The 16,624-nt window shown below is 52.1% G+C and carries 11 protein-coding genes; 2 read left to right on the forward strand and 9 right to left on the reverse strand.

The features are described from left to right. Positions 1-690: 690 nt before the first annotated feature. The 9 genes from mglC to R50912_RS20755 form a co-directional block, all read right to left on the reverse strand. Positions 691-1,698 (reverse strand): galactose/methyl galactoside ABC transporter permease MglC, encoded by a 1,008-nt coding sequence (mglC, locus tag R50912_RS20715; RefSeq protein ID WP_042237541.1) that lies wholly within the window; start codon positions 1,696-1,698, stop codon positions 691-693. Between the two features lie 52 nt (positions 1,699-1,750). Next, a complete protein-coding gene (locus tag R50912_RS20720; protein WP_042237542.1) occupies positions 1,751-3,262 on the reverse strand; it encodes a sugar ABC transporter ATP-binding protein in 1,512 nt (503 codons plus the stop codon). 151 nt (positions 3,263-3,413) lie between these two features. Beyond that, positions 3,414-4,493 carry a galactose ABC transporter substrate-binding protein gene (locus R50912_RS20725; RefSeq protein ID WP_156123228.1) on the reverse strand — a complete coding sequence of 360 codons (1,080 nt, stop codon included), beginning with the start codon at positions 4,491-4,493 and terminating at the stop codon, positions 3,414-3,416. Between the two features lie 147 nt (positions 4,494-4,640). Next, a complete protein-coding gene (locus R50912_RS20730; RefSeq protein WP_042237544.1) occupies positions 4,641-5,663 on the reverse strand; it encodes a substrate-binding domain-containing protein in 1,023 nt (340 codons plus the stop codon). Beyond that, positions 5,660-7,486: a sensor histidine kinase gene (locus tag R50912_RS20735; RefSeq protein ID WP_081956590.1), complete on the reverse strand. Its 1,827-nt coding sequence runs from the start codon at positions 7,484-7,486 to the stop codon at positions 5,660-5,662. The genes R50912_RS20730 and R50912_RS20735 overlap by 4 nt, the downstream gene beginning before the upstream one ends. A gap of 3 nt (positions 7,487-7,489) precedes the next feature. After that, positions 7,490-9,139 (reverse strand): response regulator transcription factor, encoded by a 1,650-nt coding sequence (locus tag R50912_RS20740; protein ID WP_042237546.1) that lies wholly within the window; start codon positions 9,137-9,139, stop codon positions 7,490-7,492. A 632-nt stretch (positions 9,140-9,771) separates the two neighbouring features. Next, the gene (locus R50912_RS20745) at positions 9,772-10,236 is read right to left on the reverse strand and encodes a GNAT family N-acetyltransferase (protein ID WP_039307750.1); all 465 of its coding nucleotides are present in this window, start codon (positions 10,234-10,236) and stop codon (positions 9,772-9,774) included. Next, positions 10,226-11,416: a formate-dependent phosphoribosylglycinamide formyltransferase gene (gene purT, locus R50912_RS20750; protein ID WP_042237549.1), complete on the reverse strand. Its 1,191-nt coding sequence runs from the start codon at positions 11,414-11,416 to the stop codon at positions 10,226-10,228. Before purT ends, R50912_RS20745 begins: the two co-directional genes overlap by 11 nt. Before the next feature lie 148 nt (positions 11,417-11,564). Beyond that, complete coding sequence (locus R50912_RS20755; RefSeq protein WP_042242887.1) at positions 11,565-15,218, reverse strand: dynamin family protein; 3,654 nt, start codon at positions 15,216-15,218, stop codon at positions 11,565-11,567. A gap of 367 nt (positions 15,219-15,585) precedes the next feature. On the opposite strand from R50912_RS20755, the gene R50912_RS20760 reads away from it, so the two are divergent. Both R50912_RS20760 and R50912_RS33445 read left to right on the forward strand, forming a co-directional pair. Next, entirely contained in the window at positions 15,586-15,936 is a 351-nt protein-coding gene (locus R50912_RS20760; RefSeq protein WP_042237550.1) for a PadR family transcriptional regulator, read from the forward strand. After that, positions 15,926-16,483, forward strand: a complete 558-nt coding sequence (locus R50912_RS33445; RefSeq protein ID WP_052416580.1) for a DUF2812 domain-containing protein — start codon at positions 15,926-15,928, stop codon at positions 16,481-16,483. Before R50912_RS20760 ends, R50912_RS33445 begins: the two co-directional genes overlap by 11 nt. Positions 16,484-16,624 lie beyond the last annotated feature (141 nt).

The following is a 16,624-nucleotide window of genomic DNA, read 5'->3' on the forward strand; positions in this document are numbered from 1 at the left end:
CCTTTCACTTGTTATTGGGGTTCTGCAGCTACGTGCGCTGGCATTGGAGAGAAAAAAGAGCAACTTCACTATCACTACTTCCTCTTCAATATAAAATCCTGCACCAAATACAACATTTATACACCTGGTTACTTTTCGGGTGTGCTGCACACTTAAGTGTGCAGATATTTGGCATGGTTGTGGAGCAACGTTGCGACAAAATCAACAATCTCAAAGCAAAAGGCGTTTGCGAAATACCGCAAACGCTTAAGATGCTCCCTCCCACCCCGGTGAGGTGATGGGAGTAACGAAGGTAAAGTTTGGAACTGGAGGTACGGCAGCACCATTCTTGCATTCAATCGAAATGTGAGATGGACTATGAACTGTTAACCTATATAAGGTAAGAGTAACGGAGGAGATTTTGGAACTGTAGGAGCGATAGCGTCCGCCTGAAAGCTTTCCAAAGGAAAGCTCACTTCGGAAGCATACTCTTGTTTGGATTTCTACCGCAAACAGCGGAATAAAATCAGGAAATCCAAACCTAACAGGGGCCGGAAGTCCAAAACTCACCGCAGTTACGATCATACCTGATATTTAAGATTTCCAGTTCATTTTACATCTTACATGGACATTGAATGCAAGAAATCCGGGTGCACCAGCACCCGGAAGTCCAAACATTCACCGCAGCTACGGCTAATCACCGAACCACAATTATTTCTTCGAAGAATATTTACGCATATCGAACGAGACAGCTGCGATGATGATGAGGCCTTTGATGATCAGCTGGTAGTAAGGGCTGATGCCGATAAAGGTCAGACCGTAGTTGATCAGGGTGAAGATGATAACACCGACCAGGACACCCGGCACAGTACCGATACCGCCTGTTGTGGATACGCCGCCGACTACGCAAGCCGCGATGGCATCAAGCTCGTACATGTTACCATAGTTGTTGGTAGCGCCGCCTGTTCTTGCAGCTTCAAGCACACCGGCCAGACCGTAAAGGGCACCAGCGATAGCGTAGATGTAGATCAGGTTCTTGGAAACGTTGATACCGGAAACCTTAGCAGCCTGCATGTTGCCGCCGATAGCGTACATGTTCTTACCCAGTTTGGTTTTGTTGAACAGCACCCAGACCACGGCCGCGACCGCCAGGGCTATGAGAACGATGTAAGGTATTGAATATTGGCCGCTGCCGATAAAGCCGGAGCCGATTTTGGTGAAGTCAGGACGCAGACCACCGATTGGCTGCGATTGGTTAGGGTCCATATCGAAGTACAGGGAGTTAAGTCCGTACACGATGAGCATGGTACCCAGGGTAGCGATAAATGGCGGTACATTCAGCTTGGAGACAATGATACCATTGACGAGACCGCAGAGCAGACCGGCAACAATGGCAATCAGGATGGGAAGCCATACTTGGACCTGCGGCATATCAGGGAAGAACCGGCGTGAGTAATCCGGTATCTGGAGCATGGAGGCGGAAATAACCGCCGTGAAACCAACTACCCGGCCTGCTGACAAGTCGGTACCCGCTGTGATGAGGATAAAGGCTACCCCCAGCGCGATAATTACGCGTGTTGACGACTGAATCAGTACGTCACGCAGGGTGTTGATGGACATGAAGCTTGGTTCATATATGATGATCCCCATAATCAGCAGTATCAGCACGATGTAAATTGCGTTTTGAGTCACAAAGGACTGAGCTTTTTTAACGTTCATTAGTAGTGATCCCCCTTAAAATTACGCGAGCATATTCTCCTATCCGTACTCCTTAATGCTGTGCAGCGAGACGCATAACTTCGGTTTCCGTAGCTTGCTCGCCTTCTAATATTCCTGTAAGCCGTCCTTCCGACATCACCATTACACGGTCAGACATGCCCAGCAGCTCAGGCATTTCCGAAGAAATCATGATAATGCTCTTACCCTGCTTCGCCAGATCAGCAATAATCGTATAGATTTCAAATTTGGCACCAACGTCGATACCTCGGGTCGGCTCATCCAGCAGCAGGACTTCAGGCTCTGTAAGCAGCCATCTAGCCAGCAGCACCTTTTGCTGATTTCCGCCGGAAAGATTCATAATTTGTGTTTTGGTTGTTGGTGTTTTGGTACGCAGCTTCTCGATCATTTTATCGACTTCTTCTTTCTTCTTTTTGCCGTTAAGCAGGAAGTAAGGCGTCTTATAATGGTCAAGGTTGGCGATTGCCCCGTTTTCATGCACGGACAATACCGGGAAGATACCGGTTACACGGCGTTCCTCTGTCAACAGGGCCAGGCCATGCTTCTTGGCATCCTGCGGCGAATTGATCTTCACCTTCTTGCCTTCAATGGAGATGGAGCCGGATTTAATGGCGCGGAGACCGAATAAGGCTTCGATAACCTCTGTTCTCTGCGCACCCACGAGACCGCCAACACCGAGAATTTCACCACGTCTCAGCTCAAAGGATACATCTTTGAATGATCTTGGCTCCGGTGAGGTCAATCCTTCCACCTTCATGTAGACTTCGCCCGGAACATTTGTGCGTTCAGGGAATCGGTTAGTAAGGTCACGGCCGACCATTTTGGAGATAATCAGATCTGTGGTAAGCTCGGCCGAAGGCCAGGTGCCGATCTTTTTACCGTCACGCATGATGGTTACTTCATCAGAAATCTCCAGAATTTCTTCCATCTTGTGAGATATATAGATAATAGCTACGCCTCTTTTTTGCAGATCCCGGATAATCCGGAACAAATGCTCAACTTCTACACTAGTTAAGGAAGAGGTTGGTTCATCCATGACAATGACGCGTGAATGAAAAGAGACAGCCTTCGCGATTTCAATGGATTGGACCTTGGATACGGACAGCTTGCCCACCAAAGTTTCGGGATTCAGATCGATATCCAGATCTTTAAATAAATTTTCCGTGTCCGTGAACATTTTTTTGTGGTCAATGAACTGAATCGGCCCGATGCCCTTGGTCGGAAAACGTCCTAGCCAGATGTTCTCCATGACGCTGCGGAAAGGTACCGGGTGCAGCTCCTGGTGAATCATCGAAATTCCGTGCTTAAGTGCATCGTTGGAGTTAGAGATGGTGGCCTTTTGGCCATCCAGGAAGATCTCACCGGCATCCGGTGAATAGATTCCAAAGAGACATTTCATCAGTGTCGATTTGCCTGCACCGTTCTCGCCCATAAGTGCATGAACCGAACCCGGTCTTACCTTTATGCTGACTCCGTCCAGCGCCTTAACGCCGGGAAATTCTTTAGTAATGCCGTTCATTTCCAGCAAAAACTCAGCATTTGCCATGTTGTTACGCCCCCTACGCTTTTTTTCTTTTTCCATGAGAGGCACAGCGGTTCCATCCTGTTCCCTACCCGAAAGGAATTCCGGAGAGCGGGTGACCACTCTCCGGGATTTTTGTTTATGAAGCTTATCTGTATCTGGAGCAATCTAACGATTATTGAGCGTCAGCTACATTGTCTTTAGTGATCTTTTTGTAGGAGATCCATACGTATTGGTTGTCAGTGATGTCGAAGCCTACGGTTTCTTTGGTAGGTGTTTCGCCTTTAGCCAGCAGGGACGCCAGGACGATTGCCGCTTTACCCTGATTGTTAGCGTCGTTCAGTACAGTACCGAGCATAGTGCCGTCTTGCAGCGCTTGAACCGCTGGAGCAGTTGCATCAACGCCTACTACCGGCATGTATTTGTCGCCAGTGAAGTATCCTTGAGCTTTCAGAGCTTCAATTGCACCGAGAGCCATGTCATCGTTGTTGGCAAGAACGGCTTCAATCTTGTCGCCGTGGGAGCCGAGGAAGGCTGCCATTTTTTCCTGTCCTTTTACGCGATCCCACATTGCAGTATCTTCAGCCAATTTCTCAACCTTGATGCCGGCATCTTCGATAGCCTGGATGGAGTAGGTGGTACGCAGCTCAGCATCCTGGTGTCCCGGTTCGCCTTTGAGCATTACGTATTGCAGCACGCCGTCGCCGTTCTTGTCAGCTTCAGGGTGAGCCTTCCAGTAGTCAACAATCAGCTGGCCGGACATCGTACCGGACTCTTCTGCTTTTGCGCCTACATAATAAACTTTATCCCATTTCTTCATATCTTCAGGAAGCGGTTCGCGGTTCAGGAATACAACCGGAATGTCAGCTGTTTTTGCTTTGTCGATGATAACACCTGCAGCTGTGCGGTCAACCGGGTTGATCAGCATGCCGTCATATTTTTTGGTGACGAACAAATCCACCTTGTCATTTTGTGTAGGCTGGGAGTTCTGGCTGTCTACAATATCTACAGTGGCGATGCCTTTGGCAGCAGTATCAATGGCGTTTCGGACACCCGTCATGAAAGTATCATCAAATTTGTAGATCGCTACGCCAACCTTTGGAGTTTCAGCAGCTGAACCAGAGTTTGCAGTTGCAGGAGCGTTGCCTGTGTTAGCTTTGTTACCAGTGTCAGCAGCGTTATTGTTGCCGCCGCAGCCTGCAAGAGCAGCACCCAGCAAAGCACTAGCAAGTAAAACGGAAGTGATTTTTTTCATAATCAATTGACCTCCTGAGGATATTTCTTTTTTGTTATCCCGGTGTGTCCCGGGTACATCCTTATTATGCCCTACATGAAAACGGTTGCGAATATAAAATACTACTCATTTTCATGAAAATTCTAATGTCTAAAATCTGATTTACTCCTATCTGACAAAAGGGAACAGCAGCTTCTGGTTCTCGGGCCATAGCATATTCTCCAGATCAATCAGCTTGGTACCAGTGTCCACCCGCTCTGGAATAGTCACACCTTCAAGCGCTTCTACGGCGTATTTTACGGCTAAATACCCGTTGCTGAAAGGGTTCTGGATCACGGTCGCCTGCACCGTGCCATCTTGCAGCGATTCCATCATGGAAGGGGAACTGTCAAACGCAACCATCTTTATGTTGCCCATTTTTAAGCTTTGTATGACTTTGGCTGCTCCCTGGGATGCTATTTCATTCAAGGTGGCAATCCCGCGCAGATTCGGATGCTTCTCCAGCATTTCCCGGGTCAGGGTCTCGGCCTCCATCGTGCTTGAGGAAGTGTAGGAGATCTGCACCACTTTGACATTCGGATAACGGGCTGCGTAATTGAGGAATCCTTTCTCGCGCTCATCCGCATCTCTGGCCCCGTAATCAATGCTGCCTGTAGACCCCGGGCCCGCATTCAAAGAGGAGTTGGTGAAATTGATAATTCCGACTTCGCCATATCCCTGCAAAAGCTGGATCAGCCTCTCCGCAGATTTCTGTCCCGCTTCATAACCGTTCGACCCTACATAGGCCTGTACCCTGGCTGATCCGACTTCCGCATCAACTGAAATCACAGGGATTCTGTAATATGCTGCCTGGTCTACGACCTGAGCCAGTCCCATATAGCTGCTGGCAGCGAGAATAATCACATCCGCCTTCTCTTTAATGGATTCCTCCACCATAACCACCTGCTCATCGATATCACTCTCCGAATCCGGCGCTTTGAACGTCAGCTTGACATTGAATTCCTTCGCTGCAGCTTCCGCTCCCAGCTTCACCGTATTCCAGTAATCCCCTTTATTCATCTTGACGATCAAATGAATATTGCGCGTCTTGTTCGTACTGATGTAAGCAGGTGACGAATTAAAGCAAGACGACACGGAGATCCAGAGCACCCCGCACAGCAGCAGAGTCAGCCAAAAACGTATGCTTCTCACCGGTTTGTCTCCTCCTTCTCCTCTTCCAGTCCTTCACCGGCCAGGCGGGCCGGGAATGTGATGGTGACGATTGTGCCTTCCTCAATTTCGCTCTGAAAAGCAAGCCCATATTCGCGGCCATAATATAAGCCGATCCGTTCATGAACATTCCGTACGCCGACTCCAGACCCGCTTCCGCTTTTAACGCCTCCGCTCAGAATCACGTTCATCGTTTCCATGGACATCCCGAGGCCGTTGTCACTGACCCTGATGATAATGAGTCCATCCTGAAGCTCAGCGCTGATCGAGATCAGCCCTTCATCCGGCATCATTTCGATCCCATGGTAAAGTGCATTCTCAACGATTGGCTGCAGGATCAGCTTAATCGTCTGGTACTGTAATACTTCATCCTGTGCCGTTATTTCGTAACGGAACTTATTTTTGAAACGGAAGCTCTGAATCACCAGGTAATGGCGGATATGATCCAGCTCCTCCTGGATGGTAATTATATTCTTGCCCTTGCTCAGACTGATCCGGAAAAATTTCGAAAGGGACTGAATCATCGTGACGACCTCATCCGTTTTGCCGCGCTCTGCCAGCCGGATGACCGAATTCAGTGTGTTGTATAAAAAATGAGGGTTGATCTGCGACTGCAGGACTTCAAGCTCGCCTTTGCGTTTGGTCTCCTGCTCATAGATGATCTGATCCATCAGCTGCCGGATACGCTGGAGCATCATATTGAAGCGTTTGGACAGCTGCTCCACCTCGTAGGCGCCGCTGACATTGATCGGGGTATTGAGATCTCCCTCGCCCACCTGCTTGACCGTACGCTCCAGCTTGCGGATCGGACTTGCAATCAGCCAGGACAGGAACACAGATACGGCGGTTACACACACCAGGACAACTGCGAGGAACCAGGACAGAAATTGGTTCAGATCGCGTTTGGTCGTTACAATCTCATCATAGTAAGCGACACCGACGATCTTCCAGCCGGTCTGAGCCAGCGTGCGCACGGTAATAAACCGCTTCTCTCCGGTGGACTCATCCAGATAGCTGCGGAAGGCATATTCCAGCACCGGCTCTACATTCTCATATTTGAGGCCGGCATAGATCAGCTGCTGCTGCGGATGGTAGACGATATTCCCGAGCGGATCGAGAATGTAAGCGTATCCTCTTTTACCGAGCTTCACTTGCCGGCTTAGCTCATCAATCGTCCTGAAATTGAAATCCAGCAGCAGGACACCGGTTTTCAGCTCACCCTTCTCCCTGTACTGAATCATTTTGCTGATCGATACGACCCAGGTATACCGTCCCTTGAACAAATTCTGAATATGCGGGGCTGAGTAGGATATCTCCGAGGTCCGCTTGGCCGTAGTGAACCAGCTCTGGCTCTCCAGCTGAGTGTTCAGGCGCATGCTTTGACCAGGCGTACCTACTACATATTTGCCCTGTGGTGTAAAAACAGCCATGGATACCAGGTCCTCGCGGCTGCTCATTAGTGTGTACATCCGTTCATAGAGCAACGGAGAGTCAATGGATTGACTCGTGGTGATCTGCTTCTCCGCCGTCTCAAAAATACTGCCCATCCCTTTAACATACAGCTCCAGATTATAATTCACCTGCTCGATAATCTGCTGCATATTGAGATTGGCATTCTCCTCCGCCGTGTTGGCAAACTTCCCGTACAGCATAATGCTGACGATCACCGCTACTGCCACAGTGACCGCCGTAAAAGTCAGGGTAATAATTAGCTGAATGCTGCGCAGCTTGGACGACAGGCGGATTTTGCCTCTCTTGCGGGGCTGCGGGCGAAGCGGAAAGAAAGTACCCTTCGGCTTATTCATGGGTTATCCTCCCCGCGAGCTGTTCTTATACTCTTTGGGTGACTGTCCGTATTTCTTGCGGAAGCAGAAGCTGAAATAGTTCGGATCGGCAAAACCGATCCGCTCGGCGATTTCAAAGGCCTTCAGCTCGGTCGAGCGCAGCATTTCCTTCGCCGCCTCCAGCCGGATCTGCAGCAGATAGCTGACAAAGGTCATCTTCATTTCTTTCTTGAAAATACTGCTGAAATAACCTGTGCTGATATGCAGATGCTGGCATACCTTGCCGATGGAAATGTCGGACTCCTCATAATGGGCACGGATATAATCCTTGGCCTGGTCAATCAGCTGCTTATAGCTCGACTGCCGCTCGGATGCAATGGTATCCATCAGCCGGCTGCACACCGTGATAATCCACTGCTTGGCTTCCCCCATATTGTTGAACTTATTAAGCTCGGTCAGCGATGAAATGCCTGAGCCGATAAAGTCATTCGTTTCACTTCCGGATTCCTTGGCCACCCGCAGAATCGATGTAATGATCTCCAGCAGGAAAATCTGATAATCCTGTGTCGAGACCTGCGCCGTATCCAGTCCCCCGAACAGCTCGTCCACTACTTCCCGCAGCTCCTGGACTGTACCCAGCTTGATCGTGCGGATCAGCGACTGCTGGGTCAGCTCATCATAGGCCAGCATCTGGCTGGATCTCGACTCCACATCCTCAATCCAGATCACACGGTTGTTGCCGAGAATCAGCCGGTAATCCAGTGCCTGCAGTGCATCCCCGAAGGAATTGAACAGCATGGACGGCATCCGGCATACCGTTCCTGCACCTGCAGTCACTGTGAGTTTCAGGAAACGTTGTACATTCTGGCGGATTTCTTCAAGAATGGTGAAGGTTCTGGCTGTCATTTCGCTCTCATCGGTTCCCTGGCTCACGGAGAGCAGCACCACATCATCGCGGTGGATGAACACCTTGCCGAAGCTGTGCTTCTGGCAGATTTCCTCGGCAATATTCAGGACGGCAAAGAGCTGCAGATTACGGTCCCCGGTGTCACGCAGGGATACCGGCCTGGCCTCAGGAACGCCGGAGCTTCTGTCCGGACGGATATAATCAATGCTGATAACAGAGGATTGAAATAGCTCCCCGCTCAGATTGATGCCATATTCTGCGCTTTTCTCGGTAATTTCTACGGAGCGCAGACGGCGTGACACAAGAGAGGACAGGAACTGCTCACGCAGCACCGGCAGGCTCTTGCGGTAATGCTCGCTGAGCACGAATACATTCTCCTTCTCGGCAATCTCGGTCTCAATAGCAGCTCTAACCTTCAGCAGGACATCAATCAGCTCCTGAGAAGAGAAGGGCTTAAGAATATATTCATCAATCTGCAGCTTAATCGCCTTCTGGGCATATTCGAATTCATCATAGCCGGTCAGAATGATTATCTTCGTGTTAGGGTGACGGCTACGGATCCATTCCGCCAGCTGCAGTCCATTCATGAACGGCATTTGGATATCGGTAACCACCACATCCGGCAGCAACCGGTCTATCGCATCTGCGGCTTCACGGCCATTCTCCGCCTGTTCCACCACTTCAAATCCGTATTTCTCCCAGTCGATCTGGGCGATAATGCCTTCTCTTACATCTTCCTCGTCTTCGGCGAGAATTAATTTATACATGCTTCATCCCTCTTCGGATATCGTTTGGAGTTTTACAGCATTATAATAGCTGATTCAGTAAGCTCAATCTATGTTTAAATAATGAAAGCTGCAGTAGCGGATCAAGTCAAATATGGGGAGCAATTCACTATATAGGCTGAGTGCATTTATTGCAAGTAAATATTATGTACATACATAGTGCGAATCCATTACAGAATGAAATTCCCCGGACCGCCTGACGCCGCTACATTCCTGAATCACACTCCTATAGGTGAGGTGCGGTCCATCCCGCTTCATGAACAATAAGTGGAATTTGGACACTTAATTTCATCATATAATTGGGCACCACCATTGTAAGTGGAATAACAACACTTACTCCCTTGATTCGAGCGCCAGGTGACGAATGGTGGATAAATAAATGTATTTTTTCCAACTACTGTTCAAGAAACGTCTGTTCCGGCAAAATTAGATGCTCTTTTTCCACTAATTACTTGAGGAAACGTCTTCGTCGCTGTCAATCATGAATAAGGACTACCGTTTCAGAAGAAAATAGATGGGTATGTTATCGTGTGAGACTTATAAATTCTGTGAATCGGCATAAAAAAAACCATCCCGCTTATGCCGGGATGGGGATGTTCGGTCACGTATAGGAATTATAGCAATGCTTTGTTGAAGCGGTAGCCTGTTGTCTTTTCGAACCCGATATGGCGGTAAAAGGCATGTGCCGGTGCACGCTCCACGCGGTTGCCGCTTCGCAGGAACAGCTGGCAGCAGCCTTGATGGCGTGCCCATTCTTCCGCTGCGGATACGAGTCTTTTGCCAAGGCCTTGTCCTCTAAGTTCCTCTGATACGATCAGCGCGGTAATTTCCGTAATACAATCTGCATGTTTGTAATAGGACTTCACCTGCCGGAGTCCGATCATTCCCACAACTTCGTTATTGAGTTCTGCGACCATTGTGCAGTGGAGCGGATCATGCTCCATGCCTTCCATTCTCTCTTTCATCACGCTAAGCGTCGTCGGATAGCCGAATTCCCGCAGAAGGGCTGTAACTCTCTCCAGATCATTCATGCCACATTTGCGAATTTGCAGTACCTGCTCCTGAGTACTACTGTTCATCCTCGTATACCTCCACTTTTAGCATAGACGCCGCCTGCTTGGCCGTCGTCCGCGCGATTTCCACATCTTCCGCTGAACTGAGTGTTACTGCCATCCGCCGTCCAGGGCGGATCTCCGGTTTGCCGAATACACGGACTTGCGTTCGGGGAAAGGTTAGCGCCTTATCTATCCCGGTTACTGCAAAAGCTTGTCCAGTTCCTTCGGCCTTCAGGGTAGCTGAAGCACCCGGTGTTAACAAACGTACCGATTCCAGCGGAAATCCAAGAATGGCTCTGACATGCAGAGCAAATTCCGACAAATCCTGCGTAATCATTGTAACCATACCTGTGTCATGCGGTCTGGGTGATACTTCGCTGAACAGTACCCCGTCCGGGGTCAGAAACAGCTCCACTCCAAAAATCCCATATCCGCCAAGCTCATCCGTAACGGCCCGGGCCATCGACTGTGCTTCGGCAAGCAGCGCTTCACTCATCTGATGTGGCTGCCAGGACTCCACATAATCGCCATCCTTCTGGATGTGGCCGATCGGCGGACAAAATACGGTTCCGCTAACCGAGCGGACGGTAAGTAGTGTAATTTCACTCTCAAAAGTGACAAAAGCTTCTACAATGACGCGTGTACCTTTGGCACGTGCTCCTTCCAGAGCCGTATTCCAGCATTCTGCGGCATCCTCAGGTGTCCTGCAAATACTCTGTCCCTTGCCGGAAGAGCTCATGATCGGCTTGATCACACACGGTGTTCCAAGCTCACTTACGGCCTGGTGAAGTTCGTCCAGACTGTCAGCGAACCGGTATCCGGCGGTCGGCAGACCCAACTCTTCAGCCGCAAGGCGGCGGATGCCTTCCCGGTCCATCGTCAGTCTAGCGCTACGTGCGGTCGGTACCACGAGGAAACCTTCTTCCTCCAGTTCCACCAGCGCTCCGGTAGCAATGGCTTCGATCTCGGGGACAATCAAATCCGGTTTCTCTGAACGGATTAATTGCTTCAGTGCCTCTGCATCCAGCATATCCAGTACATAAGAGCGGTGGGCTACACCCATCGCCGGTGCAGCTTCATAACGATCCACAGCTACGGTCTCTACGCCAAGGCGCTGAGCTTCGATAATGACTTCCTTACCCAGTTCACCGCTGCCGAGCAGCAGCAGCTTCTTACTCCGGGCTGAAAAAGGAGCTCCCCACATTGTCGACTCCAACCTCTTTTCGCAAATTTGACTGCCGACTTCTCTATTTCTGTAAATTGTCGCAGTTTCATTGTAAATTTTCAGGCTTCTTTATTTTCATCCATCAACCAGCAGATTGCAAGCATTCTTCGACATTTTCCTACAAACTTCACAGATGACTGTCCACCATATTGACGAAAGATTGCTCCATGAGCGATAATTCGCGGGCAATTTGGCCCCAGTGCTGCGCTGAATCACCCCCTTTCAGGAGTTCCGACATGGCCGCTTCCTGCTCGGCCAGACCTTCACGCAGCTGCTCTGCGGCAAGGGAAAGTGCCGCCGCTGCCGCACCGGTATAGAAAGACAGCAGCCGTTCTTCCTGGCTTACAGCCGCAGCAGCAATAGCCTCCTTGAACCAGTGCTCGGCAGCTGTGCGGATGTCTGCCCGTCCAGGGCCTTCAAAGAAATAACGCGGTGATCTGAAGCGGCTCCACAGTGCTGCCCAATCCAGAGGGGCTAGGGAGCAATCGAGCTTTGCCGGGACGGGCCAGCGCTCGTCTGAATTCTCCAGAAGCTGAAGCTCCTGACCCGGGATGGAAAGTTCTGCGGCTGCGGCTGCAGCCGCCTGAGTTACCAGCCTGCGCCCTGCCGCCTCCAGCCGCAGGGTGGTCGCCCACAGCTCCTGCTCCAGTTCACGCAGGATACTGCGCTCCAGCTCCCGGCCGCAGGCAATGAAGATGTCTTTCAGATGACCGCCCTCTTCCCGGAGGATAGAGGGATGGAACGATTCCTGAAAGGAACGGCCGAAGGAGAAGGACAGGCGCTGCCGGACATGATAGAGAAGCTCCTCACCCTCCCGGCGCAGATCCCGGATGGGCCGCTCTTCCCGCTCAAGCTGTGCCAGCCGGAGGCCTGCGTCATCCCGGCGCTGCCGGAACCGCCGCAGCCCTTCTTCCCGCTGGTCCGCTGCCATAAGCGCCATATGCTGCCATTCCTCCGCGCGGAGCCGGACCGAGCTTAGGCTATCCCTCGCCGCCGCCAGTGACAGGCGTGGCAGCTCCTCACCCGCAAATTCAGACAGCGCTTCTTCGAAGCTGCTGAATCCGGAAGCCTCGTAGGACTCCCGTACCCCGCGCGACTTGCCCTCCAGGGCAAGCAGACTAGACAAGGCATAGATCCGCGGGGAGGTCAGGCCGCCGGCACGCAGATTCTGCGTCACATGCTGCTTCACTTCTTCCAGCTCTGCCTCGTCTGAAGCGAGGTCGGACGCATTGATGATGAAGAACATTTTATCTAGGGCAAAGCTGTCCTTGATTCTTCCCAGCTGGGCCAGGAGACTGCGGTCGGCTTTGGAGAAGGCATGATTATAGTAGGTCACGAAGCAGATCGCATCCGCATTCTTCATGTAGCCAAAGGTTACACCGGTATGCCGGGCATGTAAGGAATCCGCTCCGGGGGTGTCAACCAATACGATGCCGCTCCGTGTCAGAGGGCTGTCATAATATAGGTCAGTACTCTGCACGAAGCAGGCCCGTTTCTCATCGGCTACCAGGCTGCGGTATTCCTGAAGGCTGACTGTACGCTCTGTTCCGAGCAGCGGGCCGGATTCCTCCCAGCCCGCTGCCGCTGCGCGCAAGAATCCGGCATGCGGCAGCGAGGACGGATGAAGCCCGCTGGTCTGCAGGCGGGCCACCGCTGCAGTCCAGGTGGTGTGCTGCGGCGGTGCCAGCTGCAGCACACTGAAGGAATGGAGGATATCGTCCCAGAAATCCTCCGCTGACTTCATGGTCACGGCCGCAGTCGCGTGGGCGAATCCGCCCTCGGGGGCCAGTATGCGGCCGACGGCAGCCGTGGCGGGATGCGGAGACACAGGCAGCACCTCTTCGCCCAGCAGGGCGTTGGCGAAGGAGGACTTGCCGGCGCTGAACGCTCCGAACAGCGCCATCGTAAAGCGGCCGCCGGCGAGGTCCTCCGCCCGCGCCGCCAGGCTGCGCGCAGCCGAGGCCATGGCCGGCTCCTCGCGCAGCAGCCCGGCCGCAGCGTGCAGCGCCGCTGCGGCCTGCGTCAGCCGGCGGCGCCCGCCCGCCGGCGAAGCCGTACCCGCCGCCCACGGTGCGGCGGCGGGGTGAGCAGCCGCTGCGCTGCGCGGCGGCTGCTCAGGGCTGGCGGCGCAAGGCGCGCCAGCCGTAAGGGCCCTCACCTCCGGCAGGACGCCGGGGGTGAGGGTACGGCGCGGCGGCAGCAGCGCCGCGAGTTCGCCCGCGCGCGCGGCAGCCGCGCGGTCCAGAGCGGCCAGCGCGGCGTGCGCGTGCGCCTGCCGCTGCAGGGCCGCTTCGCGGCGCGAGAGCTCCGCGCGCCGCTCGTCCAGCAGCGGCGGCAGCTGGGCCAGCAGCTGCTCGCCGAAGGCCAGAGCCGCGCGGCGGAACTGTGCCTTAATTTCTGCCGCAAGCGTGCGGCAGAAATTAAGCAGCGCCTCGCCCGACGACCCGGTCCCCGGCTTCACCTGATCCGCCAGCCACTGCTGGCTCACCGCCGGGAACGCCTGCTTCAGCAGCGGCTCTGCCCCTTCCTGCCACAGCCCTGCGCCTTCAGCCCAGTCACGCACGAGCTGGAGTATATGCCACTCCAGCTGGGCAGTGATCTCTCTCTGCTGAAGCCCGTGCCAGTGGAGAAGCCGCGTTGCCTGCTCCTTCTCCCGCTTCGCCGCGGTGAACAATAGCCCGCGCCGGAAACCCGGGCTGCTGCTCTCGATATAAGCTCCAGCAGCATCCCTTACATCGGCTGGCATCAGATTGCTGTTGCCAAGCAGGGCATCCAGCTTACTGCGCAGCTCCAGCCGCATCCGCTCCGGCAGCTGCACGAGCAGCTCCTCAGCCTGCGAAATTTCCCGGATTTCTGCCTCCACCGCTTCCTTACCGGCATCCCCGGCCGCTTCCAGTAACTGAGAGCGCTCCTCCTGCTGCTCCTCGCGGTAAGCTGCAAGCACCGCAGCCGCCGTATGGTGGATGGAACGGGACAGACTGTAGCCGAGCAGTTCTTTTCGCTGCTCCAGCAGAGCTGCAATTACCGCGAGCAGATCATCCCATTGGTTCAGAGGGTGATCCTTCACTTTGAGTGAAGTGAACAACAGACCAGCGGAATGAATCCCCCATTCCCGGAAAGCGCTTTCCACTTGCTGCCGGTATTCCACTATGGAGATTTCCAGTTCTCTGTGCTTGTCGATCTGATTGATGATAAGGTACAGCGGCTTGCCCCAGTCGCTGAGACTTTTGGCAAACGCCAGATTATTCTCCGATTGCACATGGTTGTAATCCATAACGTAGAACACGGCATCAGCCAAATGCAGCGCCGAGTGAGTCGCCGCCTGATGCCCCTCATCGGTGGAATCCACCCCCGGAGTATCCATTAGAACGCCGTGCTTCCCCAGCAGCGGGACTTCCTCCCAGACCTCAATCGCTAAATATTCAGCACCCTGGCGGCAGTACTCCTGCAGCCGGTCTGGTGTAGTTTCTATTGCCGGTGCATGACTCCCAGGTGCCTCCGGATCTGCATGAAGCACTACCCGCGGAGCCCCGCTGCGGATCGATACAATATTGGCGCTGGTTGGAACCGGACCTGATGGCAGCACAGCTTTTCCGCATAGGCCATTAATCATACTGGATTTACCCGCAGAGAAATGTCCGCAGAAGGCAAGGGTCAATTCTCCCGCTTGCTCTTTAAGTATCAAATCTGCTGCTATCTGCGCACTATTCTGTTCGCCCCAGCTCTCCAGCTTCTGCTTCAGCAGCATAAGCGTTGACGTACTGGATATTACTTCCCTCATCCTGCTCCGTTCTGCTCCCACACCAACCCCACCTTCTGCAATCTACAACATGTGCATCCATTTATTTATAGATAAGAATAGATAAGCTTCGGGCTTCCACTTATGTGAAGCTATAACATTAGTATGTTTATCTGATCAGCAAGAATAGAATAATTACATTTTATCATCAGATTGTCACAAATCAACTAGCCACTTTTACAAAATCAGCTATAATCCTTCACGAAAAACAAGACTTCGCTGGACTAATCGACCCCTTGACAGATGATTCCAGATTTATTACTATATCCATAATGGATATATCATAGTTGGATATAACCAATTACGATATATATCTTAGGTTCTTCTATTATCGGACAGGAGGTGTGTAATGACCAAGAATAACCCATTGCAAACGGAGCAATTATCCGACTCAGCTTATTATATTCTGCTCGCGTTGCTCACTCCGAAGCACGGCTATGCAATCATGAAGTACATCGAAGAGCTAACCGAAGGCGAAGTCAGGATGGGACCCGCTACACTCTATACACTAATCAAGAAACTGCAGAAATCCGGCTACATTCTATTGAACGAGGATGAGGATGAACGGCGCAAGACCTATCAGATTACTTCAAGCGGAACGGGTCTGGTGGAGGCTGAGATTGAACGGAGACTGCGCATGTCGAGGCACGGGAATATAGCACAGCTAAATGCTAAGGAGGCGTTGACTCATGAAAACTAATAAGCAGACACGGTACATTCCGTCTAAAGGACTGGCTTTTGCCGAGCAGAATGAAATGACTAAACTAAGCAGGTTGTCGGAGAAAGGCTGGCTGCTGGAGCGGTTCTCCCTGTTTGGTTCTGGCTTCATTGTCCGCAGAGGTCCAGCGCATAAGCAAATTTATTGTCTGGACATCCAGCATGTGCCGCAGAAGGACCAGAATGAGTACCGTGAAATGTTCGCTGACAGCGGCTGGGGTTATGTGTGTTCCGCCGGGGATATGCATATCTTCGTTGCTGAACCGGGAACCGTTCCCATTCATACAGACCGCTCAACACTCTATGAGAAATACCGCAAAATCACCCGTGCCAGCAAAGTTTTCGCTATTGTAGTCATGCTGCTGACGCTCATCACTTGTGTGCTGCTATATCTTTCCCGGCAGGTGTGGGACCATCAGCTGCTTCAAAACATCTCGCATGTTTCCCTGCTGCTGTGTGCCGTGTTCTTCCTGCCTTCTCTTATGGTTTACATTGCCTATTCTCTAAGGCTTAGAGCGTTCTCAGATTAGCCAACCACGCATATAACACCACACTCACTAAGGCCTTATCTTCGATGATTACTCAGGAATTTGCCGGGTCCCAGACATATATATTCTTATCGTTTGACGCAAAAAGCCGGCCCTCGGGCCGGCTCTTTGTACATATGAATT

It is taken from the genome of Paenibacillus sp. FSL R5-0912 (assembly GCF_000758605.1).
Taxonomy (GTDB): Bacteria; Bacillota; Bacilli; order Paenibacillales; family Paenibacillaceae; genus Paenibacillus_AQ.

Excerpts from the sequence above, each read along its gene's own strand:
- R50912_RS20760 (WP_042237550.1), top strand. The coding sequence starts at position 15,586 with ATGACCAAGAATAACCCATTGCAAACGGAGCAATTATCCGACTCAGCT.
- R50912_RS20735 (WP_081956590.1), bottom strand. The coding sequence starts at position 7,486 with ATGAATAAGCCGAAGGGTACTTTCTTTCCGCTTCGCCCGCAGCCCCGC.
- R50912_RS20725 (WP_156123228.1), bottom strand. The coding sequence starts at position 4,493 with ATGAAAAAAATCACTTCCGTTTTACTTGCTAGTGCTTTGCTGGGTGCT.
- R50912_RS20720 (WP_042237542.1), bottom strand. The coding sequence starts at position 3,262 with ATGGCAAATGCTGAGTTTTTGCTGGAAATGAACGGCATTACTAAAGAA.
- R50912_RS20740 (WP_042237546.1), bottom strand. The coding sequence starts at position 9,139 with ATGTATAAATTAATTCTCGCCGAAGACGAGGAAGATGTAAGAGAAGGC.
- purT (WP_042237549.1), bottom strand. The coding sequence starts at position 11,416 with ATGTGGGGAGCTCCTTTTTCAGCCCGGAGTAAGAAGCTGCTGCTGCTC.
- R50912_RS20755 (WP_042242887.1), bottom strand. The coding sequence starts at position 15,218 with ATGAGGGAAGTAATATCCAGTACGTCAACGCTTATGCTGCTGAAGCAG.
- R50912_RS20745 (WP_039307750.1), bottom strand. The coding sequence starts at position 10,236 with ATGAACAGTAGTACTCAGGAGCAGGTACTGCAAATTCGCAAATGTGGC.
- mglC (WP_042237541.1), bottom strand. The coding sequence starts at position 1,698 with ATGAACGTTAAAAAAGCTCAGTCCTTTGTGACTCAAAACGCAATTTAC.
- R50912_RS33445 (WP_052416580.1), top strand. The coding sequence starts at position 15,926 with ATGAAAACTAATAAGCAGACACGGTACATTCCGTCTAAAGGACTGGCT.